This window comes from Rhodococcus sp. P3_B8, from assembly GCF_056402775.1.
This window is the reverse complement of the sequence record NZ_JBFUGT010000119.1, coordinates 1-18,995: the sequence shown is the minus strand read 5'-3', so window position 1 is coordinate 18,995 and position 18,995 is coordinate 1. Positions and strand designations below refer to the sequence as shown.

17 protein-coding genes are annotated in these 18,995 nt (G+C 69.7%); 11 read left to right on the top strand and 6 right to left on the bottom strand.

Annotation, left to right across the window (positions count from 1 at the left end; all coding sequences use genetic code 11):
- Nucleotides 1–93: 93 nt before the first annotated feature.
- Entirely contained in the window at nucleotides 94–822 is a 729-nt protein-coding gene (locus AC1D1G_RS27170; RefSeq protein WP_105414634.1) for an amino acid ABC transporter ATP-binding protein, read from the bottom strand.
- Between the two features lie 210 nt (nucleotides 823–1,032).
- On the opposite strand from AC1D1G_RS27170, the gene miaB reads away from it, so the two are divergent.
- Together miaB and AC1D1G_RS27160 are read left to right on the top strand one after the other, a co-directional pair.
- Nucleotides 1,033–2,550 (top strand): tRNA (N6-isopentenyl adenosine(37)-C2)-methylthiotransferase MiaB, encoded by a 1,518-nt coding sequence (gene miaB / locus AC1D1G_RS27165; RefSeq protein ID WP_477954425.1) that lies wholly within the window; start codon nucleotides 1,033–1,035, stop codon nucleotides 2,548–2,550.
- Nucleotides 2,547–3,167, top strand: a complete 621-nt coding sequence (locus AC1D1G_RS27160) for an Rv2732c family membrane protein (RefSeq protein WP_105414551.1) — start codon at nucleotides 2,547–2,549, stop codon at nucleotides 3,165–3,167. Before miaB ends, AC1D1G_RS27160 begins: the two co-directional genes overlap by 4 nt.
- 6 nt (nucleotides 3,168–3,173) lie before the next feature.
- Here the strand turns inward: AC1D1G_RS27160 and AC1D1G_RS27155 are convergent, their stop codons facing one another.
- Nucleotides 3,174–4,559: a DUF349 domain-containing protein gene (locus AC1D1G_RS27155; protein WP_283353126.1), complete on the bottom strand. Its 1,386-nt coding sequence runs from the start codon at nucleotides 4,557–4,559 to the stop codon at nucleotides 3,174–3,176.
- Nucleotides 4,560–4,762: 203 nt separating this feature from the next.
- Here AC1D1G_RS27155 and AC1D1G_RS27150 point away from each other — a divergent pair, with 203 nt between their 5' ends.
- From AC1D1G_RS27150 to AC1D1G_RS27120, 7 genes are all read left to right on the top strand, one after another.
- Nucleotides 4,763–5,479 carry a class III extradiol dioxygenase subunit B-like domain-containing protein gene (locus tag AC1D1G_RS27150; protein ID WP_477954423.1) on the top strand — a complete coding sequence of 239 codons (717 nt, stop codon included), beginning with the start codon at nucleotides 4,763–4,765 and terminating at the stop codon, nucleotides 5,477–5,479.
- Nucleotides 5,476–6,405 (top strand): tRNA (adenosine(37)-N6)-dimethylallyltransferase MiaA, encoded by a 930-nt coding sequence (gene miaA / locus AC1D1G_RS27145; RefSeq protein ID WP_477954422.1) that lies wholly within the window; start codon nucleotides 5,476–5,478, stop codon nucleotides 6,403–6,405. Before AC1D1G_RS27150 ends, miaA begins: the two co-directional genes overlap by 4 nt.
- A complete protein-coding gene (locus AC1D1G_RS27140) occupies nucleotides 6,402–7,253 on the top strand; it encodes a TrmH family RNA methyltransferase (RefSeq protein WP_283353129.1) in 852 nt (283 codons plus the stop codon). Before miaA ends, AC1D1G_RS27140 begins: the two co-directional genes overlap by 4 nt.
- Nucleotides 7,254–7,361: 108 nt before the next feature.
- Nucleotides 7,362–8,231 carry a diaminopimelate epimerase gene (gene dapF / locus AC1D1G_RS27135; RefSeq protein ID WP_280783282.1) on the top strand — a complete coding sequence of 290 codons (870 nt, stop codon included), beginning with the start codon at nucleotides 7,362–7,364 and terminating at the stop codon, nucleotides 8,229–8,231.
- A gap of 58 nt (nucleotides 8,232–8,289) precedes the next feature.
- Complete coding sequence (hflX, locus tag AC1D1G_RS27130; protein ID WP_011598570.1) at nucleotides 8,290–9,744, top strand: GTPase HflX; 1,455 nt, start codon at nucleotides 8,290–8,292, stop codon at nucleotides 9,742–9,744.
- A complete protein-coding gene (locus AC1D1G_RS27125; protein ID WP_477954421.1) occupies nucleotides 9,737–10,867 on the top strand; it encodes a hypothetical protein in 1,131 nt (376 codons plus the stop codon). Before hflX ends, AC1D1G_RS27125 begins: the two co-directional genes overlap by 8 nt.
- A 68-nt stretch (nucleotides 10,868–10,935) precedes the next feature.
- Complete coding sequence (locus AC1D1G_RS27120) at nucleotides 10,936–12,258, top strand: alpha/beta hydrolase (RefSeq protein WP_283331932.1); 1,323 nt, start codon at nucleotides 10,936–10,938, stop codon at nucleotides 12,256–12,258.
- A 14-nt stretch (nucleotides 12,259–12,272) separates the two neighbouring features.
- Here the strand turns inward: AC1D1G_RS27120 and AC1D1G_RS27115 are convergent, their stop codons facing one another.
- Genes AC1D1G_RS27115 through AC1D1G_RS27100 form a run of 4 tightly spaced genes read right to left on the bottom strand, consistent with a single transcriptional unit; the run spans nucleotide 12,273 to nucleotide 16,437 of the window.
- Nucleotides 12,273–12,530, bottom strand: coding sequence for an HPr family phosphocarrier protein (locus tag AC1D1G_RS27115; RefSeq protein WP_005261132.1), 258 nt, complete (start codon nucleotides 12,528–12,530; stop codon nucleotides 12,273–12,275).
- A 49-nt stretch (nucleotides 12,531–12,579) separates the two neighbouring features.
- On the bottom strand, nucleotides 12,580–14,676 hold the full coding sequence (locus AC1D1G_RS27110; protein WP_477954420.1) for a PTS fructose transporter subunit IIABC: 2,097 nt from the start codon (nucleotides 14,674–14,676) through the stop codon (nucleotides 12,580–12,582).
- Between the two features lie 16 nt (nucleotides 14,677–14,692).
- The gene (pfkB, locus tag AC1D1G_RS27105; protein ID WP_011598574.1) at nucleotides 14,693–15,673 is read right to left on the bottom strand and encodes a 1-phosphofructokinase; all 981 of its coding nucleotides are present in this window, start codon (nucleotides 15,671–15,673) and stop codon (nucleotides 14,693–14,695) included.
- Nucleotides 15,670–16,437: a DeoR/GlpR family DNA-binding transcription regulator gene (locus AC1D1G_RS27100; protein ID WP_105414635.1), complete on the bottom strand. Its 768-nt coding sequence runs from the start codon at nucleotides 16,435–16,437 to the stop codon at nucleotides 15,670–15,672. Before AC1D1G_RS27100 ends, pfkB begins: the two co-directional genes overlap by 4 nt.
- Before the next feature lie 197 nt (nucleotides 16,438–16,634).
- Between AC1D1G_RS27100 and ptsP the strand changes: the two genes are divergently transcribed.
- Together ptsP and AC1D1G_RS27090 are read left to right on the top strand one after the other, a co-directional pair.
- Complete coding sequence (gene ptsP, locus AC1D1G_RS27095) at nucleotides 16,635–18,305, top strand: phosphoenolpyruvate--protein phosphotransferase (RefSeq protein WP_105414561.1); 1,671 nt, start codon at nucleotides 16,635–16,637, stop codon at nucleotides 18,303–18,305.
- Between the two features lie 69 nt (nucleotides 18,306–18,374).
- Nucleotides 18,375–18,995 (top strand): solute carrier family 23 protein (locus AC1D1G_RS27090; protein ID WP_477954417.1); only part of this gene is annotated, 621 nt, incomplete at its 3' end.

The window sequence follows — 18,995 nt, the reverse complement described above, 5'->3', positions numbered from 1 at the left end:
GATTGATCCTCATCGAGTTCCTCCAATTGAAATGACGGGTGTTGCGTGTCGAGCACGGTCGACGAGAGAGCACCGCAGCGGCGCCCTTTCGAGTCAGTGGCTGAGAATCTTGCCGAGAAAGTCCTTCGCGCGCTCGGATTTGGGAGCGGTGAAGAACGTGGCGGGCTCGGCGTCCTCGACGATCTGGCCGTCGGCCATGAAGAGAACCCGGTGGCCGACCTTGCGGGCGAAGCCCATCTCGTGGGTCACCACGAGCATGGTCATGCCTTCCTTGGCCAGCGAGGTCATGACGTCCAGGACCTCATTGACCATTTCCGGGTCGAGTGCGGACGTCGGCTCGTCGAACAGCATGACCTTGGGGTTCATGGCAAGTGCACGTGCGATCGCGACTCGCTGCTGCTGACCGCCCGACAACTGCGCCGGGTACTTGTCCGCCTGGTTGGCGATGCCGACCCGCTCGAGAAGTTCGTAGGCCTTCGCCTTCGCGTCGGCGCCGCTCTTCTTCCGCACCTTGACCGGTGCGAGCATCACGTTGTCGAGGATCGTCTTGTGGGCGAACAGGTTGAACGACTGGAACACCATGCCCACGTCGGCGCGCAGCGCCGCCAGAGCCTTGCCCTCGGCCGGAAGTACCTTGCCGTCCACCGCGATCTCACCGGAGTCGATGGGCTCGAGGCGGTTGATGGTGCGGCACAGCGTCGACTTACCCGAGCCGGACGGTCCGAGCACGATCACGACCTGTCCGCGAGGGACTTCGAGGTCGATCTCCTGGAGGACGTGGAGGGCGCCGAAGTGTTTGTTCACCGATTTCATCGAGATCATGGACGGGGCCGCGCCCGTGGAGGGTGTCGGCGTCGCGTCGTCGGCTTGCGTCATAGTCGATGACCCTATGTGTTGGGAGCGGGAGCACCTGCCATTTGCTCCGAGAATCCTCGGGATGTCACGGAAACTTTACTGTCCGGCTTCGGGCGTGTGTCCGGGCGCACACCGGCCGCGACGAGGCGATTTGGCGCGGGCCGTACCCTGGCATACGTGGACACGATCGACCAGACCCCTCACCGCAGCTACGAGGTGCGCACGTACGGCTGCCAAATGAACGTGCACGACTCCGAGCGGTTGTCGGGGCTCCTCGAGGACGCCGGCTACACGAAGGCGGCCGCGGGGCAGGCACCCGACCTCGTCGTCTTCAACACCTGCGCGGTGCGGGAGAACGCCGACAACAAGTTGTACGGCAACCTGAGCCACCTCGCGCCTGCGAAGGAACAGAACCCCGACATGCAGATCGCGGTCGGCGGGTGCCTGGCGCAGAAGGACCGCGACGTCGTCGTGAAGAAGGCGCCGTGGGTGGACGTCGTGTTCGGCACCCACAACATCGGTTCGCTCCCCGCGTTGCTGGACCGGGCCCGCCACAACCAGCGGGCCGAGGTCGAGATCCTCGACGCGCTGGAGGCATTCCCGTCGACGCTGCCCGCCAAGCGGGAGTCGGCGTACGCCGGCTGGGTGTCCATCTCGGTGGGATGCAACAACACCTGCACGTTCTGCATCGTGCCCGCGCTGCGCGGCAAGGAGGTCGACCGGCGGCCCGGCGACATCCTGGCCGAGGTGCAGGCTCTGGTGAACGAGGGCGTCGTCGAGGTCACCCTGCTCGGGCAGAACGTCAACGCGTACGGCGTGTCGTTCGCGGATCCGGACCAGCCCCGCGACCGCGGCGCGTTCGCCGCGCTGCTGCGCGCATGCGGAGAGATCGACGGTCTCGAGCGAGTGCGCTTCACGTCTCCGCACCCGGCCGAGTTCACCGACGACGTCATCGAGGCGATGGCCGAGACCCCCAACGTGTGTCCCCAGCTGCACATGCCGCTGCAGTCCGGCTCGGACCGCGTGCTGAAGGCGATGCGCCGCTCCTACCGGAAGTCGCGGTTCCTGGGAATCATCGACAAGGTGCGTACCGCGATGCCGCACGCGGCCATCACCACCGACATCATCGTGGGCTTCCCGGGTGAGACCGAGGAAGACTTCCAGGACACACTCGACGTCGTCCGGCAGGCGCGCTTCACCAGCGCCTACACGTTCCAGTACTCCAAGCGGCCGGGCACCCCGGCCGCGGAGATGGACGAGCAGCTGCCCAAGGCCGTCGTCCAGGAACGGTACGAACGTCTCATCGCGTTGCAGGAACAGATCACCCTCGAGGAGAACCAGAAGCTCGTCGGCGCCGAGGTGGAACTGCTCGTCGCCGCCGGGGAGGGTCGCAAGAATGCGGAGACCGCCCGGATGAGCGGGCGCGCCCGCGACGGCCGGCTCGTCCACTTCCGGCCCGAGGGCAACCTCGACGGGACCGTCCGGCCCGGCGACGTCGTCACCGTCGTCGTCAGTGCCGCCGCCCCGCACCACCTCGTCGCCGACACCCCGGTCCTGACCCACCGCCGCACCCGCGCGGGCGACTCCTTCGAGAAGGGCGTGACCCCGAAGACCCCGCCGATCGGCGTGGGACTCGGACTGCCGCAGATCGGTGCGCCCGCACCACTACCCGCCCAGATGGGATGCAACGCATGACCTCCCCGTTCGACGACAAACGGCACGACGGAAACCGGACCGGCGACAACGGTTCGGGCGCCGAGAACGAGCCGATCGAGAGTTACCTGAAGGATTTCGACGCCGCCGAGAAGAAGGTGGCCGGCGAGATCGATCCCGGCGCGCGTGCGCTCGTCGTCGCGGTCGCGGTGGTCGTGCTCCTCGGCTCGCTGACGTTGCCGCACTCCGGCATCGCCAACGGCTGGGAGGTACTGGTGTACGGGGACGACGCCCGCGCGGAGACGATCGCCCTGCCGTCGCGGCTGTTCGTGTGGTTCGAGGTGGTGTTCGGGGTCGTCGTGTCGATGCTGGCGCTCGTCACCCGCCGCTGGGCCCTCGCGTGGGTGGCCCTCGCCGGGACCGCCGTGTCCATCGTGTTCGGCATGCTCGCCATCTGGTCGCGGCAGACACCGGCGCCCGGGGTCGAGGCGGCCGGACCGGGGATCGGCCTGATCATCGGCTGGCTCACCGTCATCGTGCTCACGTTCCACTGGTTGAAGGTGGTCTGGAGCCGGACCGCCCTGCAACTGGCCGCGGAAGAGGAACGCCGCGCCGCTGCCGCCGAAGCGGAGCGACGCGGCGACTGGAACGTCGGCTGATCGGACCTACTGCCCGCTGACGGCGCCCTCCGCCGCCTCGGCCCATTCGCGCCACTGCTTGGCCTGCGCGAGGGCGCTCTCGGCGTCCTTCGTCTTGCCCGCCGCGGTCGCCTTGGCGGCCTGTTCCTCGAACTGCGTGACCCGCTCCCGGAACTGCGCGGCCCGGGCGAGGGCCTCCGGGTCGGTGCGGCGCCATTCCTCGTCGGCGGCGTCGCGGACACGCTTCTCGATGGCCCGCAGCTTGCCCTCGAGGTCGTGCATCCGCTCGCGGGGCACCTTCCCGATGGCGTCCCACTTCTCCTGCAGGTCGCGGAGCGCCGCCCTCGCCGCGTCGATGTCCTTGGCCGGATCGATGTGGCCGGCGTTCTTCAGCAACTCTTCCTTGGCGACCGCGTTCTCCTCGAACTCGGCGTCGCGTTCGGAGGACGCGGCGTTGCGGGCGGCGAAGAACACGTCCTGAGCGCCCTTGAAGCGCTTCCACAGGTTGTCGTCGGCTTCCCGCGGTGCGCGGCCGGCGGCCTTCCACTCGGCGAGCAGGTCACGGAAAGCTCCGGCCGTGGGGCCCCAGTCAGTGGAGTCGGACAGCGCCTCGGCCCGTATGACGAGCTCTTCCTTCTTGGTCTTGGCGGCGGCGCGCTCGCGATCGAGTTCGGCGAAATGGGCGCCGCGGCGACGGTTGAACGCCTCCCGCGCCTTCGAGTACCGCTTCCACAGGGCGTCGTCGACCTTCCGGTCGATCCCGCGGATCGTCTTCCACTCGTCCAGGATCTCGCGCAACCGGTCGCCGGCGGCCTTCCACTGCGTGGATTCGGCACCGATCTGTTCCGCCTCGGCGGCCAGTGCTTCCTTGCGTTCGGTGTGAGCCTGCCGCGACAGTTCCTTCTCGTGCTTGGCGTGGGCCGCAGCCTCGTCGGATCCGGCGATGATGACGTCGAGCCGCGCCGCGAGTGAATCGATGTCACCGATCACCGCGGCGGTCGGCAGGGATTCGGCGAGCGCGAGCGCGGCCGCCTTGGTCTTCTTCGCGTCGCCCGCACCGGAACTGAGCCGGGCCTCGAGGAGTGCCACTTCCGTTGCCAGATCGTCGAAGCGCCGACCGAAGTGCGCCAGACCCTCCGCCGCGTCTCCGGCCTGCCACGACCCGATCTGCCGTTCGCCGTCCGCGGTCTTCACCCAGGCGGTGCCGTCGTCGTCCACGCGGCCGAACTTGCTCGGGTCACTGTGGGCGGGGGCGGCGACGGCGGGGGCGGAGAGGGCGTGTGTCGGTGTGGGGTGGGGCTTGGGCGCACCCGGTTTCGCGGCGGCACCGGGCTTCGGGACGCTGGACTTCGGTGTGTCGTGCTGCTGAGCGGCAGGCTCCACGGCGGGCTTCGCGTCGCTGCTGTCGGTCATCGGTTCCTCATCTCTGCCGCGCGTCACGGCTGCCTGAACGCAATACTGGCTCCATACGACCCGGGACGGGTGCTGGCTCCATTCAACCCGGTACGGGCCCTGTGGACTATTGAATCAGGTCGGACGGTCCGCGTTGGTACCGATTGACGGCAGCACCCGAATCGGATGTCGGGTCCCCTCGGACGGTCGACTAGCGTGACTGTGTGTTCACCGCCGCAATCCTCGTGCCGTCCCCACCGCTCCTGGTACCCGAACTGACCGGGGCGGCCGCTGCGGAGACGGCGCCGTTGCGGGACGCGGTCCAGACGGCGGCGAAGGCGTTGTCCGCGCTCGCCACCGAGTGGGTGGCGGTCGGAGCGGCACCGGCCGCGGTGGAGGTGCGGGCCGACGCCCAGGGCACCTATCGCGGCTACGGCGTCGACGTGCGGGTCGCGCTGCGGCCCGGTCCGGCAGACGATCCCGACCCCGACCTGCCGCTCGCGGCGCTGACGGCCGGGTGGATTCGGGGGACGTGCGCGCCGGACGCCGTCGTCGACGCGCGGATCCTCTCAGCCGACCTGTCCCCGGAACAGTGCGCCGCGTACGGCGCGGAACTGCGCACGCTTCTCGACCGGGACCCGGAGCCGCGGGGGCTGGTGATCGTCGCGGACGGGGCGAACACCCTCACGGCGAAGGCGCCGGGCGCGTTCGACCCGCGCGCGGAAGGCGTGCAGGCCAGGATCGACGCGGCGCTCGACACCGGCGACCGCGACGCGCTGCTGGCCCTCGAACCCGCGGAGTGCGAGACCCTCGGCATCGGCGGGCGCGTCCCGTGGCAGGTGCTCGCCGGCGTGTTCGACGCGCCGCCCGCATCCTGCCGGACGCTGTACAGCGCAGCCCCCTACGGAGTCGGCTACCACGTGGGGGAGTGGCGTCCGTGACGTCACCCGTGCCGATCGCCGTCGTCGGACCGACCGCCACCGGAAAGTCGGATCTCGCACTGGACCTGGCCGAACGTCTCGGCGGCGAAATCGTCAACATCGACGCGATGCAGCTGTACCGGGGCATGGACATCGGCACCGCGAAACTCGCCCCGGCCGAGCGCCGCGGAATCCCGCACCACCAACTCGACGTGCTCGACGTGACGGAGACGGCCACCGTCGCGAACTATCAGCAGGCGGCGGTCCGTGATGTGGAGGCGATCGCCGCGCGCGGCGCCGTGCCGGTCATCGTCGGCGGATCGATGATGTACGTCCAGTCGCTGCTCGACGAGTGGAGCTTCCCCGCCACCGATGCGTCGGTGCGGGCGCGGTGGGAAGCCGTCCTCGCCGAGAAGGGCGTCGCGGCCGTCCACGCCGAACTCGGCCGGGTGGACCCCGAGGCCGCGGCGTCGATCCTCCCCACCGACGGCAGACGCCTGGTCCGTGCCCTCGAAGTCGTCGAGATCACCGGGAAACCGTTCGCGGCATCGGCCCCTCGCATCGGCGAACCGCGCTGGGGCACACACATCGTCGGTGTCGACCGGGACACCGCCGAACTCGACCACCGGATCCGGCTCCGCACCCGGCTCATGTTCGAACGCGGGCTCGTCGACGAGGTCCGCGGGCTCATAGACCTGGGACTGCGCGAGGGCGTCACCGCCCCCCGGGCCATCGKCTACGCGCAGGTCCTCGCGTGGCTCGACGGCGAAGACGACCTCGACGAGGCACAGGAACGCACGTTCATCGGCACCCGGCGCTACGTGCGCAGGCAACGGTCGTGGTTCCGCCGCGACACCCGCATCCACTGGGTCGACGGAAGCGACCCCGACCTCGCGGACACCACGATCCGCACCCTCGGCGAGACCCGAACACTGGGAGAACGATGAGCCGCGCACCGTCCGGACGCAACCGTCCGGCCCCGTCCCTGCTGGTGACCACCCGCAACGCCCGTTTCCAGCAGTGGCAGTCCTACCTCACCAACCGCGCCAAACGAACGAAGGCGGGACGCTTCCTGATCCAGGGCGTCCGCCCCCTCAACCTGGCGCTGGAACACGACTGGCCGATCGAATCGCTGCTGCACCGCATCGACGGCCCGCCACTGTCCGACTGGGCGCGGGAACTGCTCGAGACCCGGTCCGTCGAACAGATCGGTGTCAGTGCCGAACTGATGGCCGAACTGGGCGAGAAGACCACCACCACCGCGCCGGAACTGATCGCCATTGCGAAGACACGAACCCCGCGACTGAAGGACCTGCGACTGCAGTCCGTCCCCCTGATCGTCGTGTTCGACCGGCCCGCCTCACCCGGAAATCTGGGCACCCTCGTCCGTTCCGCCAACGCGTTCGGCGCCGACGCGGTCGTCGTCGTCGGCCACGGCGCAGATCCATTCGACCCCCGGAGTGTCCGCGCCTCCACCGGATCCCTCTTTGCGATGCCCGTCGTCACGGTCTCGTCCGTCGAGGAGATCCTCGCCTTCCGCGACGCCCGGCGTGCGTCCGGAACCGACCTGCACATCGTCGGCACCGACGAGACCGGCTCCGTCACCATCGACGCCCACGACTTCGGCGGCGGCACCGTGCTCGTGATCGGCAACGAGACCCGCGGGATGAGCGCCGCGTGGCGCGACGCCTGCGACACGGTGGTCAGCATCCCGATCGGAGGCGCCGCGAGTTCCCTCGGCGCCCCCTCCGCCGGCGCCGTCGCCCTCTACGAAATCGCCCGGCAGCGCAAATGAACCGCACCGCGGTCGCGTAAATGAACCGCACCGCGGTCGCGTAAATGAACCGCACCGCGGTCGCACAGATGAACAGCGCCTGCTCGACCGTTGGTTAGAGTGGTGCGCATGGATTTCAGCAAGGGACACGGCACCGAGAACGACTTCGTGGTCCTCCCGGATCCCGATGTCCGCATCGACCTGTCGGCCCCGCGGGTGGCGGCGTTGTGCGATCGCAGGCGCGGGCTCGGCGCCGACGGAATCCTGCGCGTCGCGAAGGCCGGTGCGCTGGCCGGCGCCGGTGTGCTCGCCGAACTCCCCGACGGCACGTCGGAGGACGACTGGTTCATGGACTACCGCAACGCCGACGGGTCGATCGCGGAGATGTGTGGCAACGGCGTCCGCGTCTTCGCCCACTACCTCCGGGCGGCGGGGCTCGAGTCCCGCGACGAGTTCGTGGTGGGCAGCCGGGCCGGCGGCAAACCGGTGATCGTGCACTCGGCCGACGGCGCCTTCGGTGAGGTCACCGTCGACATGGGTGTGGTGCGCGATCTGGGAACCAGTGCCGCGACCATCGACGGCAAGGTGTTCAACGGGATCGGCATCGACGTCGGCAACCCGCACCTGGCGTGTGTCGATGCGCACCTCACGGCGGCGTCCCTGTCGGCCCTCGACCTGACGGCTGCACCCGGGTTCGATCCCGGCTTCTTCCCGCACGGCGTCAACGTGGAGATCCTCACCCGCATCGATTCCGGTGCCGTGGACATGCGGGTGCACGAGCGCGGGGTCGGCGAAACCCGGTCGTGCGGCACCGGCACGGTGGCAGCGGCCACCGCCGCGCTGCGCTTCGAGGGGGCCGACTCCGGTGAGGTGAACGTCCGTATTCCCGGTGGTCAGGTCACTGTCGCGGTGTCCGGCGGCCGGGCGACGTTGCGTGGACCGTCGGTCCTGGTGGCGTCCGGGAACCTCGACGACGGCTGGTGGAACGGACTCGCCTGATCGCCCTGCGCGAAATGCACGTGCACACCCTCGACATTCCGTGGGATCATGAGGGTGTATGACGAAAACACATCGCACAGAAGAATCGCCGATCTCCGACTCCACTGAGTTCGCCTACGACGACGGGCGCCCTTCGGTCGGCGAGATGCAACTCGAGGACCGCAGCGCGCTGCGCCGAGTTGCCGGGCTCTCCACCGAGCTCACAGACGTCACCGAGGTCGAATACCGACAGCTGCGCCTCGAACGCGTGGTGCTCGTCGGTGTCTGGACGCAGGGAACCGCGGCGCAGGCCGAATCCAGCATGGCCGAGCTCGCGGCGCTGGCCGAGACCGCCGGGTCCGAGGTCCTCGAGGGCCTCGTCCAGCGGCGGGACAAACCCGACGCTGCCACCTACATCGGCTCCGGTAAGGCCGAGGAACTCCGTGAGGTCGTCCTCTCGACCGGCGCCGACACCGTCATCTGCGACGGTGAACTCACTCCCGCGCAGTTGACCGCGCTGGAGAAGGTCGTCAAGGTCAAGGTCATCGACCGGACGGCCCTCATCCTCGACATCTTCGCTCAGCATGCGACGTCCAGGGAGGGCAAAGCGCAGGTGGCGCTGGCCCAGATGGAATACATGCTGCCACGACTGCGTGGCTGGGGTGAATCGATGTCCCGGCAGGCGGGTGGTCGCGCCGGCAGCAACGGCGGCGTGGGTCTGCGTGGTCCCGGTGAGACCAAGATCGAGACGGACCGCCGGCGAATCCGGGAGCGGATGGCGAAGCTGCGCCGCGAGATCAAGGGCATGAAGGCCGCCCGCGACACCAAACGCACCAGGCGTCTGCGCAGCGAGACCCCGTCCATCGCGATCGTCGGCTACACCAACGCAGGCAAGTCGAGCCTGCTCAACGCGCTGACCGGGTCCGGGGTGCTGGTGCAGAACGCGCTGTTCGCCACCCTGGATCCCACCACCCGGCGGGCGGCGCTGGACGACGGCCGCGAGTACGTCCTCACCGACACCGTCGGGTTCGTGCGGCACCTGCCGACGCAGCTGATCGAGGCGTTCCGCTCGACGCTGGAGGAAGTCACGGACGCGGATCTGCTGCTGCACGTCGTCGACGGTTCCGATCCGCTGCCCACGGATCAGATCAGGGCCGTCCACGAGGTGATCACCGAGGTGATCCGGGAGAACGACGCCGCAGCGCCGCCGGAGCTCATCGTGGTGAACAAGATCGACGCGGCCGACCCGGTCACGTTGACCCAGTTGCGCGGCCTGCTGCCGGGTGCGTCGTTCGTCTCCGCCCGGACCGGGGAAGGCATCGCCGAGTTGCGCGCGCATCTCAGCGACGTCCTGATCCGCCCGGAGATCGAGGTCAGCGTGCTCCTCCCGTACAACAGGGGAGATCTGATGGCCCGGATCCACTCGGACGGACAGATCCTCGACTCGTCCCACGAAGAGGACGGCACGCGCGTCCATGCGCGGGTGCCCGAAGCGCTGGCGTCGGCACTGGTTCAGTACAACGGCAGTGCCTGACCGTTCACGGTGGTCGCGCTCACGGTGGTCGCTCCGAGTCGCGGTTGCAGTCCTCGCTGCGTGCACACCGCTCGCGGCGGCGGGCACCGGATCGGCCGAGCCGTTCTTCCGCGATCAGACGGCCGTCGATGCATCGGAATTCGGTCCGCTCTGCACTCCCGACGATTCGGCGGCCGGAACCCCGGACGAGGCCTCGCTGGAAGAGTTGTCGGGGCTCGTGTCGGCCGGGGGACTGCTCTATGCGGTCGGTGACAGCGGTTCCGACCGTGCGGTCACGGTGATGGACGGGAACTGCGCCGTGCAGCGGTGGCTTCCGCTGCCGGTCGATCCGTACGACGTCGAGGACATGGCGTCCGGCCCCGACGGCCGGCTGTGGCTCGCCGACACCGGCGACAACGGACGCCGCCGCGACACGGTGGCACTGATCGCGATGGACCGCGACACCGGTGCGGGAGAACTGCATCGGCTGACGTATCCGGACGGCCCGCACGACGCGGAGACCGCTCTCGTCCAGCGCGACGGCACCCCACTGATCGTCACGAAGGAAGTGTTCGGGGCGGGCAACGTGTACCGGCCTGCCGGGGGCGCCGTCGTGGGCGACCTCGCGAGCCCCGGCCCGACCCCGCTCGAGAAGGTGGGGACGCTGGACGTCGCGGAGACGAACGGCGCCGACGACGCCACCACCGGGAGCGGCACCACGGCGCCGGCCCTGCATTCGACGATGTTCACCGGCGGCGCCGTGTCCGCCGACGGAACCGTGGCCGCCATCCGCAGCTACTCCGACGTGTTCCTGTTCTCCGCCCCGGACGGCGACCTGGCCGCCGCGTTCGCCGCGGGGCCCGTGGTGCGCGCACACGTGCCGCAGCAGCCGCAGGGGGAGTCGATCGCGTTCACCGAGAACGGCGACCTGCTGATCGCCTCCGAGGCGCGGGAGGGGCCCGTTCCGCCGATTCAGGCGTTGCCCGGGGCGGTGTCGAGGGTGCAGGAGCAGGCCCGCGCGCAGACAGCCGCCGACGAGGCGTCGGCGCAGTCGCCGGGAACGGTGTGGGGAATCGGCGTCGCCGGCGGCGCGGTCGTGCTCGTGGTCGTCGCCGGCTTCGTGATCCGCCGCCGTGCCCGATAGGTCTGTTTTGCGAGAAATGTTGCGAGCCTGATTCTTTCGATGACCGACGCGGTGTGAATACTGGCGGGGTGCAGGCCCACGAGTTGTTGTCGCGTATCGCCCACCTGTCGCTCGAGCACGGTCGCGCCCAGGCCGCATCGACCGTTGCCGTGGTGGTGGGCGTCGTCGTGATGCTCGCGGCGTCGCGTTCCGCAAGGGCGCCGATCCTCCGCGCCGCCGCGGTCGCGGTGCCCGTGACCGCGGTGATCGGGGGAGCGGTGTGGGCGAGGTACCGGCCGCTTCCCAATCAGATACCGCCGGCGGGTTACGCATGGATCTGGCTCGCCGTCGGCACCCTCGTACTCGCAGCCACCATCCTGCTCCGGAAACCCGGTGTCCTCCGCGCCGCGGCGGTCGGGGCGGCAGGTGCCGTGGTCGCGGCCGCGGCGGTGGGGCAGGTCAACGCGGAGGTCGGCGTCTTCCCGACCGTCGGTTCGCTGGTGGGACACCGCCCGCCGACGGTCGTCGAGCCGGTGTCGTTCGGTGACGTCCCCGGGTTCGAGAGCGCCGTGCAGTCCGGGACCCCGGCGGACTCGGTGTGGACACGTCCGGTGCGCACACCCGGCTCCGGTGTGGTGACGGAAGTGGAGATCCCCGGCACCGAATCCGGATTCCCGGCCCGGCCGGCCGTGCTGTATCTGCCGCCGGCGTACCTGACCTCACCCCGCGCCGTGCTCCCCGTCATGGTCATGATCGCGGGACAGCCGGGGCGCCCCCAGGACTGGTTCAGCAGCGGACGACTGGGGTCCACGGTGGATGCGTACGCCGCGCGGCACGACGGCCTCGCACCGGTCGTCGTGGTGGTCGACGCACTGGGGTCGCAGGACGCGAATCCGCTCTGCCTGGATTCGGCGCTGGGGAACGCCGCCACCTACGTCGCTCGTGACGTCCCCGCCTGGATCGAGAAGTCTCTGCAGGTGTCGCACGATCCTGCGCAGTGGGCGATCGGCGGATTCTCCTACGGGGGAACCTGTTCGATCCAGCTGGCCGTGAACTATCCGGCGATCTACCCGACGTTTCTCGACTTCTTAGGCCAGGACGAGCCCTCGCTGGGCGATCACGCGGGGACGGTCGCGGCGACGTTCGCCGGCGACGAGCGGGCGTTCGCGGCGGTCAATCCGGTCGACGTGCTGAGGACGCGGCAGTTCCCGGAATTGACTGGGGTGTTCGTCGCCGGGGCGGCGGACGACGAATACCGCCCGCAGCAGCAGCGGATGTTCGCTGCCGCGCGGGCGGCCGGTCTGCACGTGCGGTACTACGAGCTCCCCGGTGGCCACACAGGGGCCACCTGGGGTGCGGCGCTCGAACGGGAGATGGACTGGACCGGCCGTCAGCTGGGCGTCACCGGCTGACGGCCGGATACCGGTCAGGCGTCGAGGTCGGCCGCCACCAGCTGGGCCACCTTCTCGACGGCGTCGGCGTCGTCGCTGGTGACCGTGACGTCGGTGCCCTTGGTGGCGCCGAGCGTCATGATGAGCAGTGCGGAGCCGGCGTCCACGGGTTCGCCGTCCGCCACGGCCAGCGTGACGGGCACACCGGCGGCGGCAACCGCTTCGGCGATGACGGCGGCGGGACGGGCGTGCAGGCCGATGGACGAACCGACGGCGACTGTGGTGCTGGGCATGGGACTCTCTCCTCTGTCGGTGGGGTTGATGCGGGGCGATCTGTTTCTCTTACGCTGCGACGGTCGCAACGTCGGGGTCGAGTTCGGCGTCGGACGCGCCGGGCTTGATGAATTCTTTGGCGCCGACGACGCACAGTGCGGCGACGACGACACCGGCGGCCAGCGCCACCAGGAACCACAGCAGGTTGCCGATGGCGAAGAAGACGAAGATTCCGCCGTGCGGTGCGCTGAGGGTGACGTCGAACGCCATGATCAGGGCGCCGGTGACGGCGCCGCCGGCCATCATCGAGGGAATGACGCGCAGCGGGTCGGCGGCGGCGAACGGAATGGCACCTTCGGAGATGAACGCCGAGCCGAGAAGCCAGGCCGCCTTGCCGTTCTCGCGTTCCGCCTCGCTGAACAGGCTGGGACGCAGGACGGTCGACGCGAGAGCCATCGCCAGCGGCGGGACCATGCCCGCAGCCATGACGGCAGCCATGATCCGCAGCGAGGCGGGATCGTTGACGTTGAGGCCGGCCACCGCGAACGCGTACGCCGCCTTGTTCACCGGGCCACCGAGGTCGAAGCACATCATCAGGCCGAGGATGATGCCGAGGAAGATGACGGAGCTGCCGGACAGACCGTTGAGCCAGTTCGTCAGGCCCGACGTGATCGCGGCGAGCGGACGGCCCAGGACCAGGAACATGAGGGCGCCGACGATCAGAGTCGCGAACAGCGGAATGATCACCACCGGCATCAGGCCGCGCAACCATTGGGGAACCGGGATCCGGCTGATCCACAGCGCGACCACACCGGCGATCAGACCACCGACGAGGCCACCGATGAATCCGGCGCCGACGAAGACCGCGACGGCACCCGCGGTGAAGCCCGGCGCCAGACCGGGCCGGTCGGCGATGGCGAAGGCGATGTAACCGGCCAGAGCGGGCACGAGGAAGCTGAATGCCAGCGAACCCAGTTGGAACAGCACCGCGCCCAGGTACGTCGCCAGGCCACCGTCGGGGAGTTGGCCGAGGGAGTTGCTGAGGACGATGTCCTCCGCGGGACCGGAGATCTCGTACCCGCCGAGCAGGAAGCCGAGGGCGATCAGCAGACCGCCGGCGGCGACGAAGGGGATCATGTAACTGACACCGGTGAGCAGCACCTGACGCAGGTGGGTGCCCCAGCCGATCGATCCGGCCGGCTCGTCCGCCGCGCTGCCGGCACTACCCGCGTCCACGGTGGCCGCGGACGGGTTCATGCCCGCGCGCAGTGCCTCGGTGATCATGGTGTCGGGCTCGTTGATGGCGCGCTTGACTCCCGACGCCACCACCGGCTTGCCCGCGAAGCGTTCCTTGCCCTTCACCCCGACATCAGTGGCGAAGATGACGGCGGACGCGCCCGCGATCACTCCCGGTGCCAGCGGTGTGCTTCCACTCGAACCCTGCGTCTCCACGTGGACGACGACGCCCGCGCGTTCGCCGGCGGCGACGAGGGAGTCGGCCGCCATGTACGTGTGGGCGATGCCGGTGGGGCAGGCCGTGACCGCGACGATGTGCTTCGGTCCCTCTTCGGGCTCGGGTTCCTTCTCCGGGGTGACCGGTTCGGGCTTCGGAGCCGGGGCCGCGGCAGCCGCCGCGGGGGCTGCCGCGGGGGCTGCCGCAGCGGCAGCCGGTGTGGCGGTGGGTGCGGGTGCCAGGACGTCGTTCACCAGGGTGACGATCTCGGCGGGGGTCTTCGCATCACGCAGGGCGCCGACGAAGGCGGGGCGGACCAGTGCCCGCGCGAGCGAGGAGAGCAGCTTCATGTGCTCCGCGCCCGCGCCTTCGGGTGCGGCGATGAGGAACACCAGATCTGCGGGTCCGTCGGGGGCGCCGAAGTCGACCTTCGGGGCGAGCCGGGCGAATCCGAGGGACGCCGCCACAACAGCTTCGGAACGGCAGTGGGGGATCGCGATCCCACCGGGAAGTCCTGTCGCCGATTGTGATTCACGCGCCAGTGCGGCGTCGCGGAGAGCGTCCGCTTCGGTGGCGCGACCGGCGTCGGCCAGACGCCGGGAGAGCGCGGAGATCACGTCCTCCTTGGAGGCTCCGAGGTCGGTGTCCAGGGAGATCAGATCTTCGCTGATGATCTGCGGCCCCGAATCGCGGTCGGGTGTCGAGTGAGACATGGTGTTTCCTTCTGGTTCAGGCCGGATCGGGGGCGGGGGAGCTGAGGGCGGTGACGGTGACGGCGTCGATGTCGACGTGTTCGGGGGTCGGCAGGGTGGTGCCGGGGAGGGCTGCCGCTGCGCTGCCGTAGGCAACGGCGGATCGGAGGCAGTCCGCGGGCGTTGCACCGGACATGTGCGCTGCCAGGTAACCCGCCAGCGACGAGTCGCCGGCGCCGACGGTGCTGCGGGCGACGATCGGTGGTGGCGTTGCCCACCAGGCGCCGGCCTCGGTCACGAGAACCGCACCCGCGGCGCCGAGCGTGGCGAGGACGGCTTCGACCCCGCGGTCCACGAGTTGCCTGCCGGCATGGGCGGTGGCCGTCGGGTCCCCGCGCAGCGCGGACTCCTCGAGCAGCTGCCCGTCGGCGCCCGTGAGCTGCGCGAGTTCCTCGCTGTTCGGTTTCACGAGGTCGGGAGCGGCCGCGGGGAACCGGTCCGCGAGCGCGAGCAGCGGGGCGTCCGACGTGTCGACGGCGACCCTGCACGGCGCCGAGCGCAAAGCCTCGACGAGCGTGGCGTACCAGTCGGTGGGAATGCCCGGGGGAAGCGACCCGGACAGCACCACCCATTCGGCCCGGGACCCGCGCTCGATGATCTCCGACTGCAGATCGGCGAGGGACTCGGCCGACATCGCGACGCCGGGTTCGTTGACCTTGGTGGTGGTGCCGTCCGGTTCGGTGATGGTGATGTTGGTGCGCGCCGGACCGGACGTCGCCACGGTCACGTGCTCGATCCCGTGCTCGGACAGGGCGGTGAGCAGGGGATCGCCCTCGTTGCCGGGGAGTACGGCGACAGCGGCGACGCCGGCCGAGGTGAGTGCGCGGGCGACGTTGACGCCTTTGCCGCCTGGGTCGCTGTGGGTGGCGGCCGCGCGCAGGACGGTTCCTCGTTCGAGGCGCCCCACCAGGTTGACGGTGCGGTCGATGCTCGGATTGGCGGTCAGCGTGACGATCATGCGATCACCACCTCGATTCCCTGGTCGTGGAAGTGGGCTCGGTCTGCGGAACTGATGTCGGCGTCGGTGACGAGGATGTCGACGCTGTGGATGGGGGCGAAGCTCACGAGGTGCTCGCGGCCGACCTTCGACGAGTCGGCGACCACGACGACGTGGTTGGCGCACCGGACCATCGCGCGCTTGACCGCGGCCTCCTCGGTGTCCGGTGTGGACAGGCCGTGGCCGACGCTGAGCGCGTTGGTGCCGATGAACGCGACGTCGACGCGGAGGACATCGAGGATGCGCAGCGCCTCCTCGCCGACGGCGGCCTGCGTGATGCCGCGCACCCGGCCGCCCAGCATGTGGAGCGTCACCGAATTGAGTCCCGCGAGCCGGGCGGCGATCGGCACCGAGTTGGTGATCACGGTGAGGTCCAGATCGGACGGGAGTTCCGGGATGATGCGCCCCGTCGTGGTTCCCGCGTCGAACAGCACGCTGCCACCGGACGGCGGCAGGTAGGTGGCGGCGCGCTTGGCGATCCGGTCCTTCTGCTCGGCGCGGGTGTGATCGCGCTCCGTCATGCCGGGCTCGGTGACGGTGAGGGACCCCGCGGGCACCGCGCCGCCGTGCACGCGGCGGACGTGGCCGAGACGCTCGAGTAGCGCGAGGTCACGTCGCACGGTCTCGGTGGTGACGCCGAACGTGTCGGAGAGGTCCGCGACCGACATGCGTCCCCGCTGCGAGATCAGCGTGGTGACCGCTTGCTGGCGTTCTTCYGGATACACCGTGACCCCGTTCCTGTTCTCGTCGATGAAGTGTTCGGTGACGCGATCCGTTATGGTCTGCATCACACGAAATGTTGTGTCATGTTGTTTTACGCCCGAGTGTGTTGACATGTCAAGAGTTGAGAGTAATCTCCGTCACATAGTCGATTCGCATTTCCGACTGTGCGAAGACAGAACGAACCGGCCAGGAGGATCCGATGACCGAAAACCGTGAAATCGTGCGAGGTACACCGGTGGTACCGGGCATTGCCTACGCGCCGGTGATCTGGCCGGCTCCGCGGCCGGAGGTCGCGCCCGGTTCGGCCCGGATCGACGAGGTGTCGCGCGACGCGGAGAAGGTCCGATTCGAGGAAGCGGCCGCCGTGGTGTCGCAACGACTCCGCGACCGCGCGGCGAGCGTGTCCGGCGCCGCGGCAGAGGTGCTGCAGGCGAACGCGGCGATGGCCGCCGACCGCGGCTGGCTCGGTGCAGCGCAGAAGCTGATCGCCGGTGGAACCCCGGCCGAGGAAGCGGCGGCCGAGGCCACCGAGCAGTTCGCCACCCTGTTCACCAAGATGGGCGGGCTGATGGCCGAACGGGTGACTGACCTGCGCGACATCCGGGACCGCGTGGTGTCCGAACTCCTCGGTCTGCCCGAACCCGGCATCCCCGTGCCCACGACACCGTCGATCCTGTGTGCCCAGGACCTCGCGCCCGCCGACACCGCCGGTCTCGATCCCGAGCTGATCGTCGGACTCGTGACCGTCCTCGGCGGCCCCACCAGCCACACCGCGATCATCTCGCGGCAGCTGGGCATTCCGTGTGTGGTCGCGGTGCGTGACCTCGAATCCGTCGTCGCGGGCACCCCCGTCCTCCTCGACGGCTCGGCCGGCGAACTCGTCGTCGAACCGGACCCCGTGGAGGCCCGCGCCGCCGTGGAACACGGCCGCGCCGAACGGATCCGCATCCAGTCGTGGGAGGGGCCCGGCCGCACGAGCGACGGACATTCCGTGTCGATTCTGGCCAATGTTCAGGACGGGGCCGGTGCGCGGTCGGCCGCCACGACCGCCGCCGAGGGCGTCGGACTGTTCCGCACCGAGTTGTGCTTCCTGGACCGCGATTCCGAGCCCGGCGTCGACGAGCAGGCCGAGATCTACGGCGAGGTGCTCGACGCGTTCGCCGGCCGGAAAGTGGTGATCCGGACGCTCGACGCGGGTTCGGACAAGCCGCTGCGCTTCGCCAACCACGCCGAAGAGGCGAACCCGGCACTCGGGGTCCGCGGAATCCGGATCGCCGAACAGAATCCGGGCATCCTCAGCAGGCAACTCGACGCCGTCGCCGCCGCGGCGAAGCAGACGCAGTCGCAGCCGTGGGTGATGGCGCCGATGATCTCGACTCCCGCCGAGGCCGAATCCTTCGCGGCGGAGGTCCGGGCTCGCGGACTCGTGCCCGGCGTAATGGTCGAGGTACCGGCCGCCGCGCTCCTGGCCGACCGTCTTCTGCGCCACGTCGACTTCCTGTCCATCGGCACGAACGACCTTGCGCAGTACACGATGGCCGCCGACCGGATGTCCTCCGACCTGGCATCGCTCACCGATCCCTGGCAGCCGGCGGTCCTCGCGCTCGTCGCCCGCACGGCCGCGGCGGGCATCGCGGCAGGCAAACCGGTCGGCGTCTGCGGCGAGGCGGCCGCCGACCCGCTGCTCGCCTGCGTGCTGATCGGACTCGGGGTCACGTCGCTGTCCTGCGCGGGTGCCGCCGTATCCGGTGTGGGTGCGAAGGTGGGATCGGTCTCGCTGGACGACTGCCGTCGTGCCGCCGAGGACGTGCTCGCCACGAGCGATCCTGCGGAGGCGCGTGCCGCGGCGGTCCGGGTGCTGGGCGCGTAGCCCCGGTGTGCTGCGGGATYCGGTCCCGAAGGCGCGAAACTCCCAGATCGTGCCTACTATTGGCGAACTGTGACGAAAAGAGAAACCGACGCCCCCGACGGTCCGGCCGGCGGCTCAGCCGGCCCGTCCACCCCCACACGGGCGTTCGGGTGGACGCTGCACGGTGACGGCAGGCGGATCGGTGAGGGCGAGGTGGTCGCTCCCGGCGAGCGTCTCACCTGGCCGCGCACGGTCGGAATCGGGATGCAGCACGTCATCGCGATGTTCGGCGCCACCCTCCTGGTGCCGACCATCACCGGGTTCCCGGTCACGACGACACTGCTGTTCTCGGGTATCGGGACGGCCCTGTTCCTGCTCATCACCCGTGGCCGCATCCCCAGCTATCTCGGATCGTCGTTCGCGTTCATCGCGCCGCTGACGGCGTCGCAGAGTTCGGGTCCCGCCGCGCAACTCGGCGGTGTCGCCGCCGCGGGTCTGTTGCTGCTCGTGGTGGGCATCGCAGTGAAGCTGGCCGGATCGCGAGTCATCGACGCCGTCATGCCCCCGGTCGTCACCGGCGCCGTGGTCGCGTTGATCGGGCTCAATCTCGCACCCACTGCGGTGGATTCGTTCGAATCGCAACCGCTGATCGCCGGGGTGACCCTGCTGGCGATCCTGCTCGTGACCGTGCTCGGTCCGGGACTGCTGGGC